Raw genomic sequence first — 15,772 nt, 5'->3', positions numbered from 1 at the left:
AGCCTCTGCGCGCGAAAGGCAGGCCTTAGCGGGCAGGCGGTGCCTGCCCGCCTCTTTGTGCAGACCGACCCACACCAGGGCCAAAAAAACCTGGATGCGACCCCTCCAGAGAGCACAAAAGGCCCGTTCACGCCCTCAAATCCGAATATTTCGGAGTGAGAAAGGCCACACCTTGTCAACCCGCTTAAAAATGCGTGATATGCGTGATAACTGTAGAATAGAGTTTGTAAGTTGGTGAGCGACAGGGAATCCGAAACGGACACCGCGCCGACTTGCGGAAGGGCTCGAAATGATCGACTACATCAAAATGACCGGCGGAGAATTCGTTTCCTCAACCGCCGCTCTCTTGATGAGCGCCACATACGGCGTGCCCAACCTCGAACACTGCATCATTATCGCCGTCATTCACAATGACGGCACCATGCATTCCATCGGAGTAATCAACCTCGAGGAATTCGACAACGCCGCCGCTGTCGAAATTTTCGCCGGTCGAAGCCTCGATTCCGAAGAATTCGCAATCCGCGTGGTCGCCGTCGCCGACGCCGACCACGCCGCGCAAGGAGTATTCGCATTGGACGCGATCACCGGAGCAGCCGAGCGTGCCGGTATCTCATTGTTGAACGTGATCATGACCCCGAAAATCGCCGCCGGTCAGCACTGGACCGACCTGCGCACCCAGGAATACGGCATCCTGCCCGACCCAGCCATGACCGCGCCCGCAATCGCGGCAATCGTCGACGGATTCGGCCCCCTGCCCGACGCGGAGGAAATCACACGCCTGTTCACCGAGATCACACCCGCCGACACCGACCACGCCCGCACCACCCAGCGCGACAACCCCCGATTCGGCCGTGACACGCTCCACGAGGTGCGCAAGACGATCGTGGAATACCTGCGCACCTACGACCCCGATTGGGCCGACGGCGGAGTCATCGGCGCGGACTTCGCCGCCGACGAGCGCACCCGCTTGCTCGACAACACCGCCGAAGGACTCGCCGCCCGCATCGGCGTTCTGGTCGAGGTATCCGGATCAGCCCGAGACGCCTTGCTCGGACTCGCCGTAATCGACATCCCCACCGCCGCGCGGATCTACACCCACATCGCCAACCAACTCGAGGGCATCCACCGCGCCCACATGCTCGCCGTCGCCGCTGTCCTGTACCACGTCGACGGCCGACCGTTCCACGCCCGCGACGCGCTCTACCGCTGCGGACTCGCGGTCCTGGGCGAAAGCGGCCACCTGTCGGAGACCATGCCCGTCATCGGCCGCGCCCTGCTCGCCGCCGCCCGCGCCAACGTCGAAACCGACACCGCCCGCCGGTTCCTGGCACTCGGACCGATCGCCGCCCGCCGGTTCGGCATCGAAACCCCCGACTACGACCTCTACCCAGCCGAGTAGTCAGCCCCACACCAGACGGACCCCCGGCCCCCGGGGGTCCGCCCCTGGTACCCCAGCCGAGCACACGCCCCCACCCCAGGCACCCGGCCGTGGCCCCTATCGGCAACGGCCGCAACGGAACTCGCTGCGCTCGTGCAGACGACATCAGCGGCCCACACCCGAACCCCACCAAACCCAGCCCCGGCCAACCCAACACCACAGCCCGCAAAGCGGTTGGCACCGGCCGCTACGCGGCCGGTGCCAAGCCTTCCCCGTCCCACCCGAACCGACAGGAGACCCCTCATGCACGACCCGATCACCACCGAGCCACTGCCCGACAAAGGACTCGCCATCTACACCGCTGACACCGCCGAACCCAGCGCATGTATCTTCGTCGGCTGGTCCGAGACCGACGGCGCGCTGTGCATCCAGATCGACACCACCGACACCACCGGCCGCGTCCGCATCAACGTCAACGACGCAGCCGTCTACGACGGCATCGTGTTCGACGCCGACCCCGACCGCAGTGACCACCACGACACCGTCACCAGCTACGCCGCCGAACTCCAGGCCCGCCTCGCCGCAACCCTGGCATTGTGACCACCCGGGCCGGGGACACAGCCACACCAGCCCTGGACCGGACCACGATCCGCGCGCCGACCGCCACACAGCCCCACGGCGATCGGCTGCGCGCCGTGTACCTACAGATCGATCCCGCTCTCACGCGGAAAACTCACATCGAACCGCACACCATCAGGCACCGCCCGATACCGCACCGGCTCACCAGCCACCACCCCGGCGACATCCTCCGCCGACGGAGCCGACAACTCCACCAACAGCCGCGCCGCCTCCCGCTCCACCTCCGAAACACCGCTCACAACAGCCATCCTTTCCCCAACCAGACCGCACCGACCGCGCACCCGCACGACCCATCCCACCAGCCTACAAACAACCCACCACACACACCCCACGGCATTCACACCGACCACCCCAGCCCCGCACCCGGCCGCCGGTCACCACCCGCACCCGGATATTCAGAGCTGCCGCGACCGAGAGCCTGCCCGGTCTGCGCAGCTCCCGCACAATCACCACCCAGCGCCATCACCTCCAACATGGGAACTCCGGCGCCGCACCCGGCGGCCGTCACCGGGTCACCCACGCCCGCGAGCTGCGCTCGCGCGTCGGCGCGGACCCGTAAGGGTGCCGGCGCGCCCCTTCGGCCGACCTTCCGCCACGGTCGCACACCAGGCCCCGGCATGCCAGGTCGTACGTCCTCGCTGCGCTGCGGGCGCTCCACCTGGCACACCGAGACCCGGCGCGCACTCGCCACTCCAGGCCGACCGAAGGAACACACCGACACCCGCCACCCTTGCGTATCAAGGCCCGCGCCGCCGAACCACCCCGCGGCCTGGCGGCCGCGCACCGGGGGCCAGCCCCCGCAACCCCCGCCCTCGCCGGGAGGCAGACCTCCCAAAGGCACAACCAGCAAAAACGCAACCCCAAAAAGCAAAAAAGAACAGTGAAAAAGACCACTCCCGCGAACTCCTCTAGAATTGCGTGATATGCGTGCTAACTGATAGAATAGAGTTGTAAGGCAGAGAGGAAAGGCCAAGGAAATGGAGACCAGCATGACCCCCGAGATCCCCGCGTACGAGATGCCCGCCCACCCGCTCGAAAAGAAGCTCATCGAGGAATTCATCAAGTACGACGTCTGCCGCCAAATCTTCGACCCCACCACCAAAACCATTCTCGACGTCCGCACGTGCGCCGCCCTCATCGACGGCGACAACGTCCGCGCCGTCCGAGACCCGAAATTCCTGCGCGCAGCACTGGCCAAGGACAACGTCCGCGCCGAACTGCTGAAAAGGTGGCCCAACATCCGGGTGTACTACCAGGACAAGGCCGCCAAGTAGGACAGCTACCCCGCCGCCGCGTACCCATCTACAAATTGCGTGACATCTGCACACAGAAATTGACTCGAAGGGACTTGTACGTGACACCCCCGCAGCCACTCGCGATTGTCACCACAACAGCGGATACGGCTACCGCAATCCGCCTTTCTACCCCGAGCAATCCCGCTTGAAGCCCGGCGAAATGTGGTGCGTCGAATGCGAATCCGTCGTGCCCGACCCCATCGAGACAGCCCGCCGCCACGCCGCAGCACAGCCGTGCCTGCGCGGCAACACCGGCGACTGCCACGGCGAGGTCACCGACCGCGCCTCGTTAACCGGCCTCACGATCTATGAATGCGCCTACCACCTGGCCGAGTCGCTAGAGCGTGAGCAAGGCCTTCGCCAGCGCTACCCCGAGCAGCAGCCTGCCGATTTCGACCCCGGATATGCCGGTGAATCGTGGTACGGCGACGACTAACGCATTTGCCGCAAGCCTGAGTTATCAATTGTTGAATCTCCGAAAGGTAATTTCATGAGCACAGTCACGCACGCTATCGAAATCAAGGAACGCGAAACCGTTACGGTGCCGATCAACGGAGCCAACCGAGTTCCGTACAAGATTAGCACCCGATTCAAGATAGGAACCGAAATCCATTCGGTAAACGAGTCGTTGTTTACCGTGTTCGCTACCGGCGAGACCGGAATGTGCCGACACTGGAAAGTCGTATTCGACTACCACACGACCAAAGAGACCGCGCGTAGGCTCGCGAAACTGCTTGGCTACGACGACAATCGGATCGAAAAATGGGCAAGCCGCCGAGACGAATTTATCTGCTATGGGATCCGATGGTGAGACGTCATCGTTTCCGATATCAACGGATCGCCTCATCATGGCCAGAGTCACGCGAATAGTGCCCGGAAACCCCGGCGACGACAACAACAGAAGACACCCCGGCAAAAAAGTGGTGGAAGTAGACGACGTCGGAGGCGACAAAATAGAAGTATTCGACCTCGGTGCGACGTTCCACCTCAAAATCACCGAGCGCGGGAGCGGAGACTACCGCTATGCCGATGTCCACCCCCTCATCCTGCAAACTCTCGCACTCCGAGCCTTGGCGTACCTGAACAAGAACAACCACAACTAACCCAACCCAACCGCCGAAAAGGAGCCGAACCAATGGGACGCATTTCCGGCAACATCGCCCGCATTTCCGATCTGCACATATTCGAGAACGGAGACCGCAGCCGCACCGTCGTCTATCTCACCGTCATCGAGAACCATGACAAAAGTGACGGAAACGGCGGCCGCACACCGGCGGGCCGCACCGTCTACGACGTCAGTTTCTCTATTGGGCAGATGGCCGAGCGCGTACGCGGCAGCTTCAACGTCGGTGACCCGGTGCTCATCTGGGACGACGACGACAAGCGCCGAACCAGCCTCAACACCAGCCGCGCCAACGGCGAGCCCGAGCCGGTGATCAAGGCCTACGGCCTCGATATCGGCCTGTCCTGCCGCTACGCGAAGCTTTGCGACCTCTCCGTGCCGTCCGCGTCGGCCGCCGCCTGACCACTCACCGACCCGCGCAGGCAGCGGGCACAGCCTACGTGCCCGCCGCCTGCCCCGAATGGAAAGGGACGCAACACCATGCACGCTCGCCCCGACATCTCCGCCCTGTACTGGCCGATCGACGACCAGGACGCCCAGCAGCAGGCAAGCGCCGACGCCTACCGCACCGGCGTCCGAGACGCCGCCTTGCGAGCGGTCACCGAGTGCAGCGCGGCACTGGTCACCGTGCCCGCCGAGAAGACCGGTCGCCGCATCGATCTGCGCGGCTGTATTCGCGCCGAGATCCGCCGCGCCGCCGCGCACGGCGCGACCCGCGAGCAGATCCGCGCCGCCCTCACCGCCCGGCCCGCCGACCCCGAAGGACATCACAGGATGGATATCGAATTCGTGCGCCTCACCCTGCCCAACGGCAACTATGCCGAGTGGATCGACCACGGCCCCGACCGGCCCGCACTGGTCAACCTCTACACCCGAAGCGGTCTATTCGCTGGCATGGAGCGAACCAGCTACGCGACCGACGAGACCACCGCCCAAACCATCCAGCGGCTCAGCGCCGCCTATCCCGCCGCCAAACTGTCGCGCCTCACCTGGGACGAGGTAGCCCCGGGCAAGACAGCGCCGCAGCGACCAGCCACCGCCCAGCAGTCGCAGACCGGAACCCAGGAAGGGCAGCGCCAATGCTGATCGCGCGCCGCCTCCCGGTCGATCACCCCAACTACAACGGCCCGGACGTGCAGGTCTGGCGTGTCGTTGATCAAGGCTATGGCGTCGAGGTCCTGCAATATGTCGAGCACATCGACCACAACGCCGCAGCCACAACAGAAAGCGCCCTGACCGCCGCCGGGTACACCGTGGCCGGTCCCTGGAAGCCCGAAGCCGACACCGAGCAGGCCCGCGAACGGATGCCGCTCACCGCCGACGCACGCGGATTCATCATGCGCATGTTCCGCCTCTACGTCCGCCCCGGCCCATGCCACGCCGCCGAACCCGACGCCGCCGGAGTCGTGCAAACCGTTCTCGCCCGCCTCCTACTGGTCGGCCAGATCCCCGCCGATACCGCCACACTGCCCAGCCACTACCGCGCGGCCCTGCGCGAACGCCTCGCCGAACTCACCGCCCGCGCCGCCCGGCCACCCCAGCCCGGCCACACACCCCCCGAGGTATGCCAGCGCGCCGCAAAACACCTCGCCCGCATCATCCGAACCCTGGAAACCGAATACGCCGAATCGTTCTAACCCCACGCATTCGGCCCGCGGGCACCACACACCCACGGGCCGAATGCGTGACAAGTCCGAACAGAAAAACGACATCAGGAGAGACCCGCAGATGCACGTCACCCGACCCGAGGCCTTGCGCTGGACGACCACCATTCCCCTGCTGACCGGATGGCATCGGTTCGCCGCATTGGTCGCCCGCTACGACCTCGCACGATCCCTGCGCCGCATCGGCGAGATAGTAGCCCGCAGCGAAGTTCTCACCGGCCGCACGCTGGCAATCACCGTGACCTGGCATACCCACGAAGGCACCGACCGAGGCCACCTCACGCCAACCGTGCGCACCGTGCGAAACGCCCTCACCGCCGCCGGAATCGACACCACCGGCGCGACCATCACCCCGCAGGCCCGCGCCACAACCGAGGCAATACGCCCCGGCACGCCCGCCCTCACCTACCCCGAACTTGTCGAAGCAATCACCCCGCGCGTCGTCGTCGAGATCACCACCAACTGACCACCCCCGAGCACCCGCCGACCACCACAGCCCGAACCCGCGCCCCGGTGGCCGGTGGGAGCCCAGCGGATCGGAACTCCGCTGCGCTCCGTGCTGCGCCAACTCGAGCGGCCAGCACCCAGCCCCCACCGATTCCCGGCCCCGGCCCGCCCGAGAACACCACCAGACCCACGCCCCAAGACCGCGCACGCCGCGCCCAGGAGCCCCGCACAATGACCCACCACAGCCCCACGGCCGCGCCCACCTTCACCGGGCTACGGTTCCGCGTCACCCGCATTGACGGTGGCGCCGTCACCTGGACCACCACCAACAACGAGGCCGACACCGTCTCCTTGCTGCGCCGGGCTGTTCGCGTGCGCCGCGCCACCGTCGAGGCCCGCCGATCCGGCGGATTCATCATGCGATGGACCGTCCACCACCTCACCGGCGAGCCCAGTACCGCCACCATCACCGCCGAACCTCTCACCCCCGCCCGCCTCACCAAGACCATGCGCGCCGACCTCGAGCACATCGCCGAGCACCCCTCCCGGGCACGCTGGCGCACCGACGGAAGCCTTCACGTGGGCTTCCTGGGCCGCATTCCCCCCGCCACCGCGCGACGGCTCGCCGACCGCGGACTCATCGCCAGCGACACCGCCAACAGCGCGGCCGTGCGGCTCACCCTCGCTGCGCGCCTGGCCTTGCTCGCCGAACAACACCGCACGTCCACCCGTCAGCCGCGCGGCTGGTACCGGCCCGGGGATTACTTGCGGCCCGGTGAATGGGCGCTCAGCGCCGGACTGTGCCGAGGAGGCGGCAAAAGCGGGCTCATGCACGACGGCACCAGTTCCGCGACATGCAGTTGCGGCGACTTCTACGAACCCGCCAACGACCGCCGCGACGCCGCCCACCGCGCGCGCGAGCACCGCCAGTACGCCGCGGCCGCCCTGGTCGCCACCCTCTGACCCGCACCCCGCACGCAAGGACACTCGCCATGCCTCACAACCACTCTCGACGCCCCCGCCCCCGATCCCACAAGACGCGCATGCTCGCCGCCCACCGCCCCGAAATGGAACTACTCGCCGAGATCGGCGGCCGCCCCCGCATCGTCGGCACCGGCGGCGGATTTCTGGCCATCGAAGCCGCCGCAGGCCCCGCCGCCGATCCCCTGGGCACGCTGTATCTGCTGATCACCACCCAAGACCACTACCTAGCCACCGACCGCGCCGACATCACTGAATGGACGGTATCCCTCTACGACGCCGCCGCCGATCACCGCGCGATCTCCTGCGCAGACGGCCCGACCTTCCTCCACGCCTACCGCGCCGCATGGGCCGCATTCCGCACCGGAGACATCATCGAGTAACCCCCGGCAAGTGATCTGGATCATGCATCGCTAGTTTGCGTGATATGCGTGACATGCGTAAGATTGCAGATACGGAAACGGGGGCGCTACAGCCACCCGCTCACCAAACAGAGAAAGCATTTCCATCAATGGCATCCATCACCTTTGTGCACACTCGCCAGCTAGGAACTCTCGTCTACGGCACATTTCGCGACAAGGCCATCGGCGAAGCTCTCACCGAATACCCCTGCAACTTCTCCTTCGACCGGTACGACTCGCTGCCCGAAGACGACGAACTCGGTTGGCCCGCCTGGTATCTGCCCCACTCACGGCGTCGACGACACAACCGATACGCCATTGACACCGCGGCAGAACGCCTCCGCGAACTTGGGCACGAGGTAACCGTCACCATCGACGACACCACCCCCGCGGTCGGGTTCGCCGAGTTCCGGCAGGAAAAATACGATCGCGCAGACCTGCGCGCCGCCGCCCTCGCCTACCGAGCACGGCGCAAGGATTGGGAATCGAACGCGATCCAGTCTGCGAACCGCTCAACCTACGAGCAATTGAACGGCCAGCCCATTCTTGTTGGCCACCACTCCGAGCGCCGTCACCGCAACCTACTCGACCGGCTGTGGCAGCGTGAAGGCAAAGCGATCGGGCTCTATCGCGAGTCGCAAGGTCTGTTCGCCCGCGCGGCCGCCGCCGAGATCATGCAGGCCGCAGCAGAGGACCCAGGCACGACGCAGCGGCGGCTGAAGAAGATCGAAGCCGAGCTGCGCAAGCTCGAGCGCGACATCAACGCCTGCACCAACGTGCATGCCATCGCGATCTATCGCGCTGATCTGTGCGAAACGCTCGAGGAACACGCCTACTGGACCGCCGTACTCGAGGCGTCCGGGGTCAAGGTCTGGGGACCGGACGACTTCGCCAAAGGTGACTTCGTCCTAGCCCGCTTCGGCGTATGGCACGAGATCGGGCGCGTCAACAAGACCTCGATTTCCGTCGCCGGTCGCTACACAGTCGGATCGAAGGTCGTTCGGCTTACCGACCTCGAGAACGGCCGCCCCGTATCGGTGCAGCCACTGCCCTACGACGAGGTGCGAGGCCACCTGTCCGCCGAGGAGGCGCGCGAGAGGTGGCCGCAGCTGTTCGTCGAAGACGTCGAGCAGAAGGTACCGGCCAAACCCGGCAAGAAGCGCGGCAAGACCAAGCTGGTGCACAAGACCGGCCTACAGGGTGAGCACTGGTACTGGACCGTGGAGGGCACCGAGTATCACGCCTACTGGCCGCACCCGGAAGGCTGGTACGGCTCCACACCGCGCGGCGAACTGGTCGACCTTCCGGCGGTGCGCGTGAAGTCGCGACCGATCCCGCGCGGATTCACGGCCCGCTACGACACCGAAATTGCGTCGCTGCCAGTCGACGGACCGGTGTGGTGGCCCGAGCAGGTGCACAACCTCATGCGCGCATTCGTCGAGGCACGCAGCTACGTGCGGGCATCGGCAGACAGCGAAGCCGACCAGGCGACCGCGTGAGCGGCCCACCCTTCTAACCCCCCACCCGAGATACCCCGGGCTGCCCTATGCCCTCAATGTGTGACAAACGCAAACAGAGTGGGGCGGCCCGGGCCACACCGAAGGGCCGCATTCCGCCCCGGAGACATCATCGATCGAGCAACCCGCGAATAAGTGATCTGGATCATCACTACGAAATTGCGTGATACGCGTGAAATGCGTTAGAATTAGAAACAGAAGAACAGCTCAAGAAACGGACGTGAGAAGCAAAAATGGGTAAGCATCAGTACACCGCCGAGGAAATCACAGCATTCAAAGCTGCGGACGAAGCCCGCTACGACAAAGCCGACGCCGCACTCGACGACCCCGGCTACATCGCGGGCATCATTGGGCACGCTGGCGGACTGGTCTGTGCGCGGTTGTTGCGCTACAGCCTGCGCAACCTGACCCTGATCTACAAGCAGGCCGAGGAACTGGGCATCACCGTTACCGACATCGACAGCGCGAAAGGATGGCGTCTGCGCGGCCGCACACCCAATCAGGACCCTCTGCGCGTCGTCGCGCCGGGCAAGAGGAACAAGCGCGACAAGCGCAACGACGCCGACTCCGCCGGAAGCGACGCGCAGCCCGGCGACAACCGAGACGACAGCAGCGACAAGCGCCGTCCCCGCTTCCGGATGATTTCGGTCTACGACATCAGCCAGACCGAGCCGCTCGAGGACTTCGCCGACGAACCCGCCGAACCTGAGCACGTCGAGGACCCCGCAGCCATACTGTGGCAGACGCTGACGGCCGAGGCCGAGCGACTCGGCTACACCGTTGACGCCACCGGCGAACCCGACGTCCCCAACCTCGACGAACAGTCCGCAACCATCACCGTCGGTTCCGGCCGCCCCGCCCAACAGCTTGCACAGCTGCTCGGCCCGATGATCGCCCAGCGAAGCCGCGCCCGCCGCGCCGCACGCCAGGACGAGAGCGCTGACCATGGGTCTGATTCCGTGCTGCTCGACCTCGGGCCGCTCGGTTTCGCCCGCGCCCAGCTCGACACCGACATCGAGCACGCCGCCAGCCGCTACCGCGTGCACGGGCCGAGGTTCAATGGGACGATCACAGTTCTGATCGATGACGCCGCACTCTCGGAAGAACTGCGCCGCGTCTACGTCGTATACGGTGCCGACGACGGAACCGACCGCTACAAGTACCGCAGCAAAGAACGACCAGACCTCCCCGTCGTCAACGGTGCGCAAATATGCGGCGGAACCGTTCTCGCCCTCGACAACGTCGGCACCCTCGACGGCTGGCGCATCAACTGCATGCGAGTCCGCGGCGGATCCGCACCCGCCAAGACCGCCGACCGCACCGCCGCCATCGTGCAAGCGATCCTCGCGCACTACATCACCCGCGACGACCTACCCCAGCTGTGGCGCGCGGCCGTCGGCATCGACGCACGCAAACACCAAGCAGACGAAAACGCAGAAGCCGCAAAACTCGCGGCCCAAATCGAGAATCTGACCGCGGCGCAACGCAAGCGAGAAGCCACGGCCGCCCAGTACGCCGCCGCCGCGGCCCAGGCATCAGCCACCAGCTAACGCCACCAGCTGACCGACCCATACTCCCGAGAACACCCCGGGCCGCCCCATGCCCTAAATGTGTGACAAATGCAAACAGAGAGGGTGGCCCGGGCTCTACCAACGCCCACCACCACCAATGCCCCGGGCAGACAGGAAACTCCGAAATGACCACCAACGCACCAGAATTCGACCGGATCTTTACCACCCGCCAAGGTCGCCGATTCACCGTCCGCTATGTCCCCGCAGGCTCCCCGCTCTACAGCGCCAGCACAAAACGCAGGACCGACAAAACATCCATCGTCGAGTTCTACGATCCAACCCAGATCGGCACTCCGGCCGTGCACGGCCACCGCATCGGACAGTTCACCGGCGCGAGCTACCACGTAGGCACGCTGCTCGGTCTGGACGAACCGGGCACCGGTGCCGGTGGGCTCGCATTGGCCGGAAGTGTCGACGCCTGGACGATCGACGCCGACACCATGACCGACATCCGGGCATGGGTCGCCCAATTCGGCACGCCCAGCGCGGCGAAAGCGCGCATTCTGGCAGGCCACCCCGTACGCAACGGCGGCCGCCGCGCACTGCGCCACGCCGAACACTACGGAGCCCCCGAAGCGTTTCGGCCCTACACCGCGCCGAACGGCATCGAATGCGGCTGGTACGCCCGCCACGGCACCGCCGACTGCGGCCACGAATACGCCAACATCCGCACCGACGGCCGCGCCGATATCGACTCCGGCTACAGCATCGACCCCGACACCGACCTGTCCTACTGTTACGGCTGCTACACCGACCGCAAGCGTGCTGATCTGGATTCGCTGACCCACGGCCCCGGCCGCGTAGTCGGCTACATCGCCAGCGACGGCCGCACCCTGACCACATGGAACGGCGACGAGCTGGCCCGCGTCATCGACCACCGGCCCCGCCGCCGGTCGCACTGGTGGAAATTCCGGCGCGGCCACCGCACGTTCTACGGCGTCAACGCAGGCCCCGGCCTGGAAATCATGGTGCGCGCCTACAAGGACAGCGCCCCGCACAGCGCGTAGCCATCCATCCCCGCCGACCACCGCCAGCCGAACCTGCCCCGGTGGTCTGCGGGAGCCCCGCGGAATCGGAACTCCGCTGCGCTCCGTGCTGTGCCTAATTCGAGCGGCCAGCACCCAGCCCTCACCGGTCCGCCATGCCGGCCCGCCACCCCACCGGAACCACACCCGCCACCGCCCACACGCCGGAAGGACACCACCGATGCCCGCAATCACCCTGCTCCACCGCGCCCTGATCGTTCTTGCCGTCGAAGACTACGCACCGGGCTACTTCTCGCCCCTCGAATGCCCGTGCGCGGCATACGACGCCGCCTGCTACGTCGCCGCCTACGACCTGCGGGCGCTGGTCCCCGTCTATGGACTCAAATCCCTCCAGTACGAGGCCTACACCCACATTCAGCGCCACCCGCAACTACTCGCCCGCACACCCGCCGAATACGCGGCCCGCCACGCCGCGCGCGAACGCGAAGGACAACGCCTCGCCGCGGCCGCCGTCACCGCCCACCGCGCCGGACACACCCAGCGCGCGGCCCTACTCATCGACGACGCCGAGCTGATCAACCCCCGACTCGATTGGACCACACACCGCCGCGCGATGCTCCTGCCCGCACCGAAACTCGCCGCCGCAGGGTAAGCACCCCGAACCCATCCCGACCCGCCGCGCGCGCAACCCGCCCGGCCCAAGGCATCGAGACCACCTAACACGGCACGAGAACGCCAGCGCCAGAACGGAATACACGATCATGGCAACCGCCCAAAGCCATCAATACACTCGACAACAACGCGCCAGCGCCCCGAGCAGTACGCCCGCCCGACGGGCGCGGTTCGCCGACTCGGCCACGAGAGGACGGGGAATGCAGCCACACAGCGACCACCCCGCCGCCGAGGGCCCCGACCTCCGGCTAGCACCCGAGCCCGCCGAAACCCGCCACGAGGACACCGACCCACAGGCCGAGGTCTACGCCGCGATCGCCGAACACCTCGAAACCCGCACCGTGATCGTCGCCAAACCAGAAAACCACCTCGTCGCCGCACTACTCAACGCATCCACCGCACAAGCCGCCGACGTGCTGGCCCTCGTCGCCGACACCGACATCGAGGAATACCTACCCTCCGTCGTCATCCGGGTGATCCGCCACCTCGTCGCCGCCGGAGCCGAGCCCACACCCCAAGCCGTCATCGCACGCGCCCGCGGCCCCCTCGACCTCGACGGCGTAGACATCTACCCCACCCGCCCGACACTGCCACGACTGGTGACCTACGTCGCCGAGGTCTACACGATGGCAATGCCGGTCCGCCTATGGGCCGACGCCTGCCAAGTCGTCGAAGACAGCTACCGACGAACGTTCGAGGCAATCGGCCGCCGCATGACACAAATGGCCGAAGCATGCGCAGACATCGAAGACCTCGAACAGCTCACCGGCGAAGCCGTCCAGCAGTGGCGCGCCCACCGCCACCGCGTGCACACCCTGCGCGCACTCGCCTACCCGGCCACGGCGAGGGAACCAGCATCCACCGACACCCCACCGGAAGACGAACCCCCACCGCCGCCCGACGACTAACCGCCGCCGCCGCTGCCGGCGGCGGCCGTAGAACGCAACAGGACAGCAATGCGTGATTTGCGTGATTTGCGTTAAATTGCTAGAATAGAGTTGTGTCGGCGCAGCCTACGCGCCCGACACAACGACCCGCACAGGACGCGAAAGGCCAACCAGAATGACCACCTTGACCATCGCCCACACCGCCGAAAACGGAACCCTGCTCGAAAGCACCAGCCGCGGAGACGGCAGCTACGAAGTCATGGCCGAACTGCGCCAGAGCATCGGACACTGGAGGTGGGCTCCCAGCCTCCAGCAATGGATCATCGTGTCCTCGCGAGACCGCCAGCCGAAGGATTACTACATCGACGCCGCAGCGAAAGCGTTGCGCGCCTCAGGATTCGACGTCGAACTCCAGATCGACCGCACCCACCGCAGCGCCGCCGAAGCCGAAGCCGCCCGCGCCGAACGCCAAGAGGACCGCGTCGACGCCCTTGAAACGAAGGCCGACCGCCGCGCCGACAAGGCCGTCGCCGCTGATGCCGCGAGCCGCCGCGCCGCAGGCCGCGTACCGCCGATGGGCGAACCGATCAAGATCGGCCATCACTCCGAGCATCGGCATCGCCGCAGCATCGAAAAGGCATGGGATGCGCTCGGCCGGTCCGTCAAAGCACACGACGCCGCCGACGAAGCCGCCAGCCGCGCCGCAGCCGCCGCCCGCACCACCGAGCACCGGCACAACCCCGTCACCGTCGCCAACCGCATCGACACACTCGAAGCCGAGCAGCGCGCCGACCAACGGATCCTGGACGGCGGCAAGCGTGGCCGCCCACCGTACGTGTACGAGGACAAGCCCGCATCAGGCGAATACCGCGAGAAAGTCACCGCGCGGATGGCTCAGCGCGCCGACGACATCGAACACTGGAAAGCCGTGCGCGCCAAGCAGATCGCCGACGGCGAAACCCTGGGGCTGACCAAGGCCGACGTCGCGAAGGGCGACGCCGTCAAGGTGCGCGGCGACTGGTACCGCGTGGTCCGGGCCAACGCGAAGACCGTCACCGTCGAAAGCCGATACATCGCAGGCCACAACGGCACCGTGCCGTACCAGGAGATCCGCGAGCACCGCAAAGCCGCCGACCTGACCACGACCAAGGCGTAGGCACAGCGCCGCCACCCAATGAAATCCCCTGGCACCGGCCGCCATCGGTGCCAGGGGCAACCCGATCAGGAACGACCATGGCCAATCGCACATTCGACCAAGCGCGCCGCGAACAAGGGTTTCGCGGCCAAGACCACTTGGATGCCTTCTACACCTACTACGACCACGTACAAAGCGACTGCACGGTGTGCGGCACACCCGGCCCAGCGCACTGGAGCCAGGCCGACGCCTCCTGGCAGCCCACCATGCAGATCTGCCGGACCGGCCGCGAGCTCAGCGAGCGTGCACGGTGACCAACCCGAATCCCGCTCCGACACTCACCGCCGAAGAGATCGAAGCAGCGACCGCCGACCTGCGAACACTGCTCGCCCGCAACGCCTATCCACTCGAGAAGCTGCACCAGGCGATCACCGACCTCACCGACAGCGCGGCGCGCACCGAGGCATACGCCGCCGACGCCGACGCCGAAACTGGGCAGTGCCCGCCCGAAACCGAGTACGCACAGCAATGGCGCAACAAGGCCGAGCACTACCGCCGCACCGCCGCCGTCGCGCACGCCCGCGCCGACACGGTACGCGCATGGATGAAGACGACGACCGGCCGCAGCCACGTGCACCAGTTCGCCGCACATCCACTCACCGGCAACATCATCTGTGCGTGTGGCTTGACCGAGATCGCGGCCCAAACCCTCGATCCCGACTTCGTCACCTCCTGCTGTGGATGCGCCGTATCGAAAGACGGACCCGGCGGCCGCCCGCACGCCCCCAACGCCATCACCTACTGCTTCGCATGCCAAGGCGACAGCGCCGTGATCCACCGCGACCAGTGGCAACCCGCGGTATGCGCCGCATGCGGGAAAACATGGGCCGAAGCCGGATGCCCCCGCAGCTGGACAACCCACTGGCGAACCAAGAACTCAGCGACCACATCGGCCCAATCCTGCGGCACAGACTGCGCCGACAAAGTCGAAGCACGACGCAAACCCAGCGGCATCCTCTACCGGATCGCCCGATCGGCAACCGGACACATCAAACCCGACCCGCCGCACTAGCACC

21 protein-coding genes are annotated in these 15,772 nt (G+C 66.3%); 19 read left to right on the top strand and 2 right to left on the bottom strand.

Annotated features, from left to right (window positions below):
* The first annotated feature begins 349 nt into the window (after nucleotides 1–349).
* Both ACQPYR_RS43655 and ACQPYR_RS43650 read left to right on the top strand, forming a co-directional pair.
* Nucleotides 350–1,399: a DUF4192 family protein gene (locus ACQPYR_RS43655; RefSeq protein WP_433635462.1), complete on the top strand. Its 1,050-nt coding sequence runs from the start codon at nucleotides 350–352 to the stop codon at nucleotides 1,397–1,399.
* Nucleotides 1,400–1,681: 282 nt separating this feature from the next.
* Nucleotides 1,682–1,978 (top strand): hypothetical protein, encoded by a 297-nt coding sequence (locus tag ACQPYR_RS43650; RefSeq protein WP_433635461.1) that lies wholly within the window; start codon nucleotides 1,682–1,684, stop codon nucleotides 1,976–1,978.
* A gap of 101 nt (nucleotides 1,979–2,079) precedes the next feature.
* Here the strand turns inward: ACQPYR_RS43650 and ACQPYR_RS43645 are convergent, their stop codons facing one another.
* A complete protein-coding gene (locus ACQPYR_RS43645) occupies nucleotides 2,080–2,256 on the bottom strand; it encodes a hypothetical protein (RefSeq protein ID WP_433635460.1) in 177 nt (58 codons plus the stop codon).
* Nucleotides 2,257–3,006: 750 nt separating this feature from the next.
* Here ACQPYR_RS43645 and ACQPYR_RS43640 point away from each other — a divergent pair.
* From ACQPYR_RS43640 to ACQPYR_RS43630, 3 genes are all read left to right on the top strand, one after another.
* A complete protein-coding gene (locus ACQPYR_RS43640; protein ID WP_433635459.1) occupies nucleotides 3,007–3,291 on the top strand; it encodes a hypothetical protein in 285 nt (94 codons plus the stop codon).
* A 166-nt stretch (nucleotides 3,292–3,457) separates the two neighbouring features.
* Nucleotides 3,458–3,748 carry a hypothetical protein gene (locus tag ACQPYR_RS43635; protein WP_433635458.1) on the top strand — a complete coding sequence of 97 codons (291 nt, stop codon included), beginning with the start codon at nucleotides 3,458–3,460 and terminating at the stop codon, nucleotides 3,746–3,748.
* 54 nt (nucleotides 3,749–3,802) lie between these two features.
* Nucleotides 3,803–4,123, top strand: coding sequence for a hypothetical protein (locus ACQPYR_RS43630; protein WP_433635457.1), 321 nt, complete (start codon nucleotides 3,803–3,805; stop codon nucleotides 4,121–4,123).
* A 19-nt stretch (nucleotides 4,124–4,142) separates the two neighbouring features.
* Here the strand turns inward: ACQPYR_RS43630 and ACQPYR_RS43625 are convergent, their stop codons facing one another.
* Nucleotides 4,143–4,349: a hypothetical protein gene (locus ACQPYR_RS43625; RefSeq protein ID WP_433635456.1), complete on the bottom strand. Its 207-nt coding sequence runs from the start codon at nucleotides 4,347–4,349 to the stop codon at nucleotides 4,143–4,145.
* A gap of 98 nt (nucleotides 4,350–4,447) precedes the next feature.
* On the opposite strand from ACQPYR_RS43625, the gene ACQPYR_RS43620 reads away from it, so the two are divergent.
* The 14 genes from ACQPYR_RS43620 (at nucleotide 4,448) to ACQPYR_RS43555 (ending at nucleotide 15,768) form a co-directional block, all read left to right on the top strand.
* Nucleotides 4,448–4,837 carry a hypothetical protein gene (locus tag ACQPYR_RS43620; protein ID WP_433635455.1) on the top strand — a complete coding sequence of 130 codons (390 nt, stop codon included), beginning with the start codon at nucleotides 4,448–4,450 and terminating at the stop codon, nucleotides 4,835–4,837.
* A 78-nt stretch (nucleotides 4,838–4,915) separates the two neighbouring features.
* Nucleotides 4,916–5,521: a hypothetical protein gene (locus ACQPYR_RS43615; protein WP_433635454.1), complete on the top strand. Its 606-nt coding sequence runs from the start codon at nucleotides 4,916–4,918 to the stop codon at nucleotides 5,519–5,521.
* A complete protein-coding gene (locus ACQPYR_RS43610; protein ID WP_433635626.1) occupies nucleotides 5,515–6,072 on the top strand; it encodes a hypothetical protein in 558 nt (185 codons plus the stop codon). The genes ACQPYR_RS43615 and ACQPYR_RS43610 overlap by 7 nt, the downstream gene beginning before the upstream one ends.
* Before the next feature lie 91 nt (nucleotides 6,073–6,163).
* On the top strand, nucleotides 6,164–6,565 hold the full coding sequence (locus ACQPYR_RS43605) for a hypothetical protein (RefSeq protein WP_433635625.1): 402 nt from the start codon (nucleotides 6,164–6,166) through the stop codon (nucleotides 6,563–6,565).
* 212 nt (nucleotides 6,566–6,777) lie between these two features.
* Entirely contained in the window at nucleotides 6,778–7,509 is a 732-nt protein-coding gene (locus tag ACQPYR_RS43600) for a hypothetical protein (RefSeq protein ID WP_433635624.1), read from the top strand.
* A gap of 80 nt (nucleotides 7,510–7,589) precedes the next feature.
* Nucleotides 7,590–7,910 carry a hypothetical protein gene (locus ACQPYR_RS43595; protein WP_433635623.1) on the top strand — a complete coding sequence of 107 codons (321 nt, stop codon included), beginning with the start codon at nucleotides 7,590–7,592 and terminating at the stop codon, nucleotides 7,908–7,910.
* Nucleotides 7,911–8,038: 128 nt separating this feature from the next.
* Nucleotides 8,039–9,427 (top strand): DUF3560 domain-containing protein, encoded by a 1,389-nt coding sequence (locus ACQPYR_RS43590; RefSeq protein ID WP_433635622.1) that lies wholly within the window; start codon nucleotides 8,039–8,041, stop codon nucleotides 9,425–9,427.
* A 251-nt stretch (nucleotides 9,428–9,678) separates the two neighbouring features.
* The gene (locus tag ACQPYR_RS43585) at nucleotides 9,679–10,995 is read left to right on the top strand and encodes a hypothetical protein (RefSeq protein WP_433635621.1); all 1,317 of its coding nucleotides are present in this window, start codon (nucleotides 9,679–9,681) and stop codon (nucleotides 10,993–10,995) included.
* A 146-nt stretch (nucleotides 10,996–11,141) separates the two neighbouring features.
* Nucleotides 11,142–12,023 carry a hypothetical protein gene (locus ACQPYR_RS43580; RefSeq protein ID WP_433635620.1) on the top strand — a complete coding sequence of 294 codons (882 nt, stop codon included), beginning with the start codon at nucleotides 11,142–11,144 and terminating at the stop codon, nucleotides 12,021–12,023.
* Nucleotides 12,024–12,222: 199 nt separating this feature from the next.
* Nucleotides 12,223–12,654, top strand: a complete 432-nt coding sequence (locus tag ACQPYR_RS43575) for a hypothetical protein (RefSeq protein WP_433635619.1) — start codon at nucleotides 12,223–12,225, stop codon at nucleotides 12,652–12,654.
* A gap of 220 nt (nucleotides 12,655–12,874) precedes the next feature.
* Nucleotides 12,875–13,582 carry a hypothetical protein gene (locus tag ACQPYR_RS43570; RefSeq protein WP_433635618.1) on the top strand — a complete coding sequence of 236 codons (708 nt, stop codon included), beginning with the start codon at nucleotides 12,875–12,877 and terminating at the stop codon, nucleotides 13,580–13,582.
* A gap of 154 nt (nucleotides 13,583–13,736) precedes the next feature.
* Nucleotides 13,737–14,717, top strand: coding sequence for a DUF3560 domain-containing protein (locus ACQPYR_RS43565; protein ID WP_433635617.1), 981 nt, complete (start codon nucleotides 13,737–13,739; stop codon nucleotides 14,715–14,717).
* Nucleotides 14,718–14,794: 77 nt separating this feature from the next.
* Nucleotides 14,795–15,010: a hypothetical protein gene (locus ACQPYR_RS43560; RefSeq protein WP_433635615.1), complete on the top strand. Its 216-nt coding sequence runs from the start codon at nucleotides 14,795–14,797 to the stop codon at nucleotides 15,008–15,010.
* Nucleotides 15,007–15,768, top strand: a complete 762-nt coding sequence (locus ACQPYR_RS43555; RefSeq protein ID WP_433635614.1) for a hypothetical protein — start codon at nucleotides 15,007–15,009, stop codon at nucleotides 15,766–15,768. The genes ACQPYR_RS43560 and ACQPYR_RS43555 overlap by 4 nt, the downstream gene beginning before the upstream one ends.
* The last annotated feature ends 4 nt before the right edge of the window (nucleotides 15,769–15,772 follow it).

It is taken from the genome of Nocardia sp. CA-120079, assembly GCF_050955745.1.
Lineage (GTDB): Bacteria > Actinomycetota > Actinomycetes > Mycobacteriales > Mycobacteriaceae > Nocardia.
This window is presented reverse-complemented; position numbering and strand designations above follow the sequence as displayed.

Coding starts and splice junctions, on each gene's coding strand:
- ACQPYR_RS43655 (WP_433635462.1), top strand. CDS start 350: ATGAGCGCCACATACGGCGTGCCCAACCTCGAACACTGCATCATTATC.
- ACQPYR_RS43650 (WP_433635461.1), top strand. CDS start 1,682: ATGCACGACCCGATCACCACCGAGCCACTGCCCGACAAAGGACTCGCC.
- ACQPYR_RS43640 (WP_433635459.1), top strand. CDS start 3,007: ATGACCCCCGAGATCCCCGCGTACGAGATGCCCGCCCACCCGCTCGAA.
- ACQPYR_RS43630 (WP_433635457.1), top strand. CDS start 3,803: ATGAGCACAGTCACGCACGCTATCGAAATCAAGGAACGCGAAACCGTT.
- ACQPYR_RS43620 (WP_433635455.1), top strand. CDS start 4,448: ATGGGACGCATTTCCGGCAACATCGCCCGCATTTCCGATCTGCACATA.
- ACQPYR_RS43615 (WP_433635454.1), top strand. CDS start 4,916: ATGCACGCTCGCCCCGACATCTCCGCCCTGTACTGGCCGATCGACGAC.
- ACQPYR_RS43610 (WP_433635626.1), top strand. CDS start 5,515: ATGCTGATCGCGCGCCGCCTCCCGGTCGATCACCCCAACTACAACGGC.
- ACQPYR_RS43605 (WP_433635625.1), top strand. CDS start 6,164: ATGCACGTCACCCGACCCGAGGCCTTGCGCTGGACGACCACCATTCCC.
- ACQPYR_RS43600 (WP_433635624.1), top strand. CDS start 6,778: ATGACCCACCACAGCCCCACGGCCGCGCCCACCTTCACCGGGCTACGG.
- ACQPYR_RS43595 (WP_433635623.1), top strand. CDS start 7,590: ATGCTCGCCGCCCACCGCCCCGAAATGGAACTACTCGCCGAGATCGGC.
- ACQPYR_RS43590 (WP_433635622.1), top strand. CDS start 8,039: ATGGCATCCATCACCTTTGTGCACACTCGCCAGCTAGGAACTCTCGTC.
- ACQPYR_RS43585 (WP_433635621.1), top strand. CDS start 9,679: ATGGGTAAGCATCAGTACACCGCCGAGGAAATCACAGCATTCAAAGCT.
- ACQPYR_RS43580 (WP_433635620.1), top strand. CDS start 11,142: ATGACCACCAACGCACCAGAATTCGACCGGATCTTTACCACCCGCCAA.
- ACQPYR_RS43575 (WP_433635619.1), top strand. CDS start 12,223: ATGCCCGCAATCACCCTGCTCCACCGCGCCCTGATCGTTCTTGCCGTC.
- ACQPYR_RS43570 (WP_433635618.1), top strand. CDS start 12,875: ATGCAGCCACACAGCGACCACCCCGCCGCCGAGGGCCCCGACCTCCGG.
- ACQPYR_RS43565 (WP_433635617.1), top strand. CDS start 13,737: ATGACCACCTTGACCATCGCCCACACCGCCGAAAACGGAACCCTGCTC.
- ACQPYR_RS43560 (WP_433635615.1), top strand. CDS start 14,795: ATGGCCAATCGCACATTCGACCAAGCGCGCCGCGAACAAGGGTTTCGC.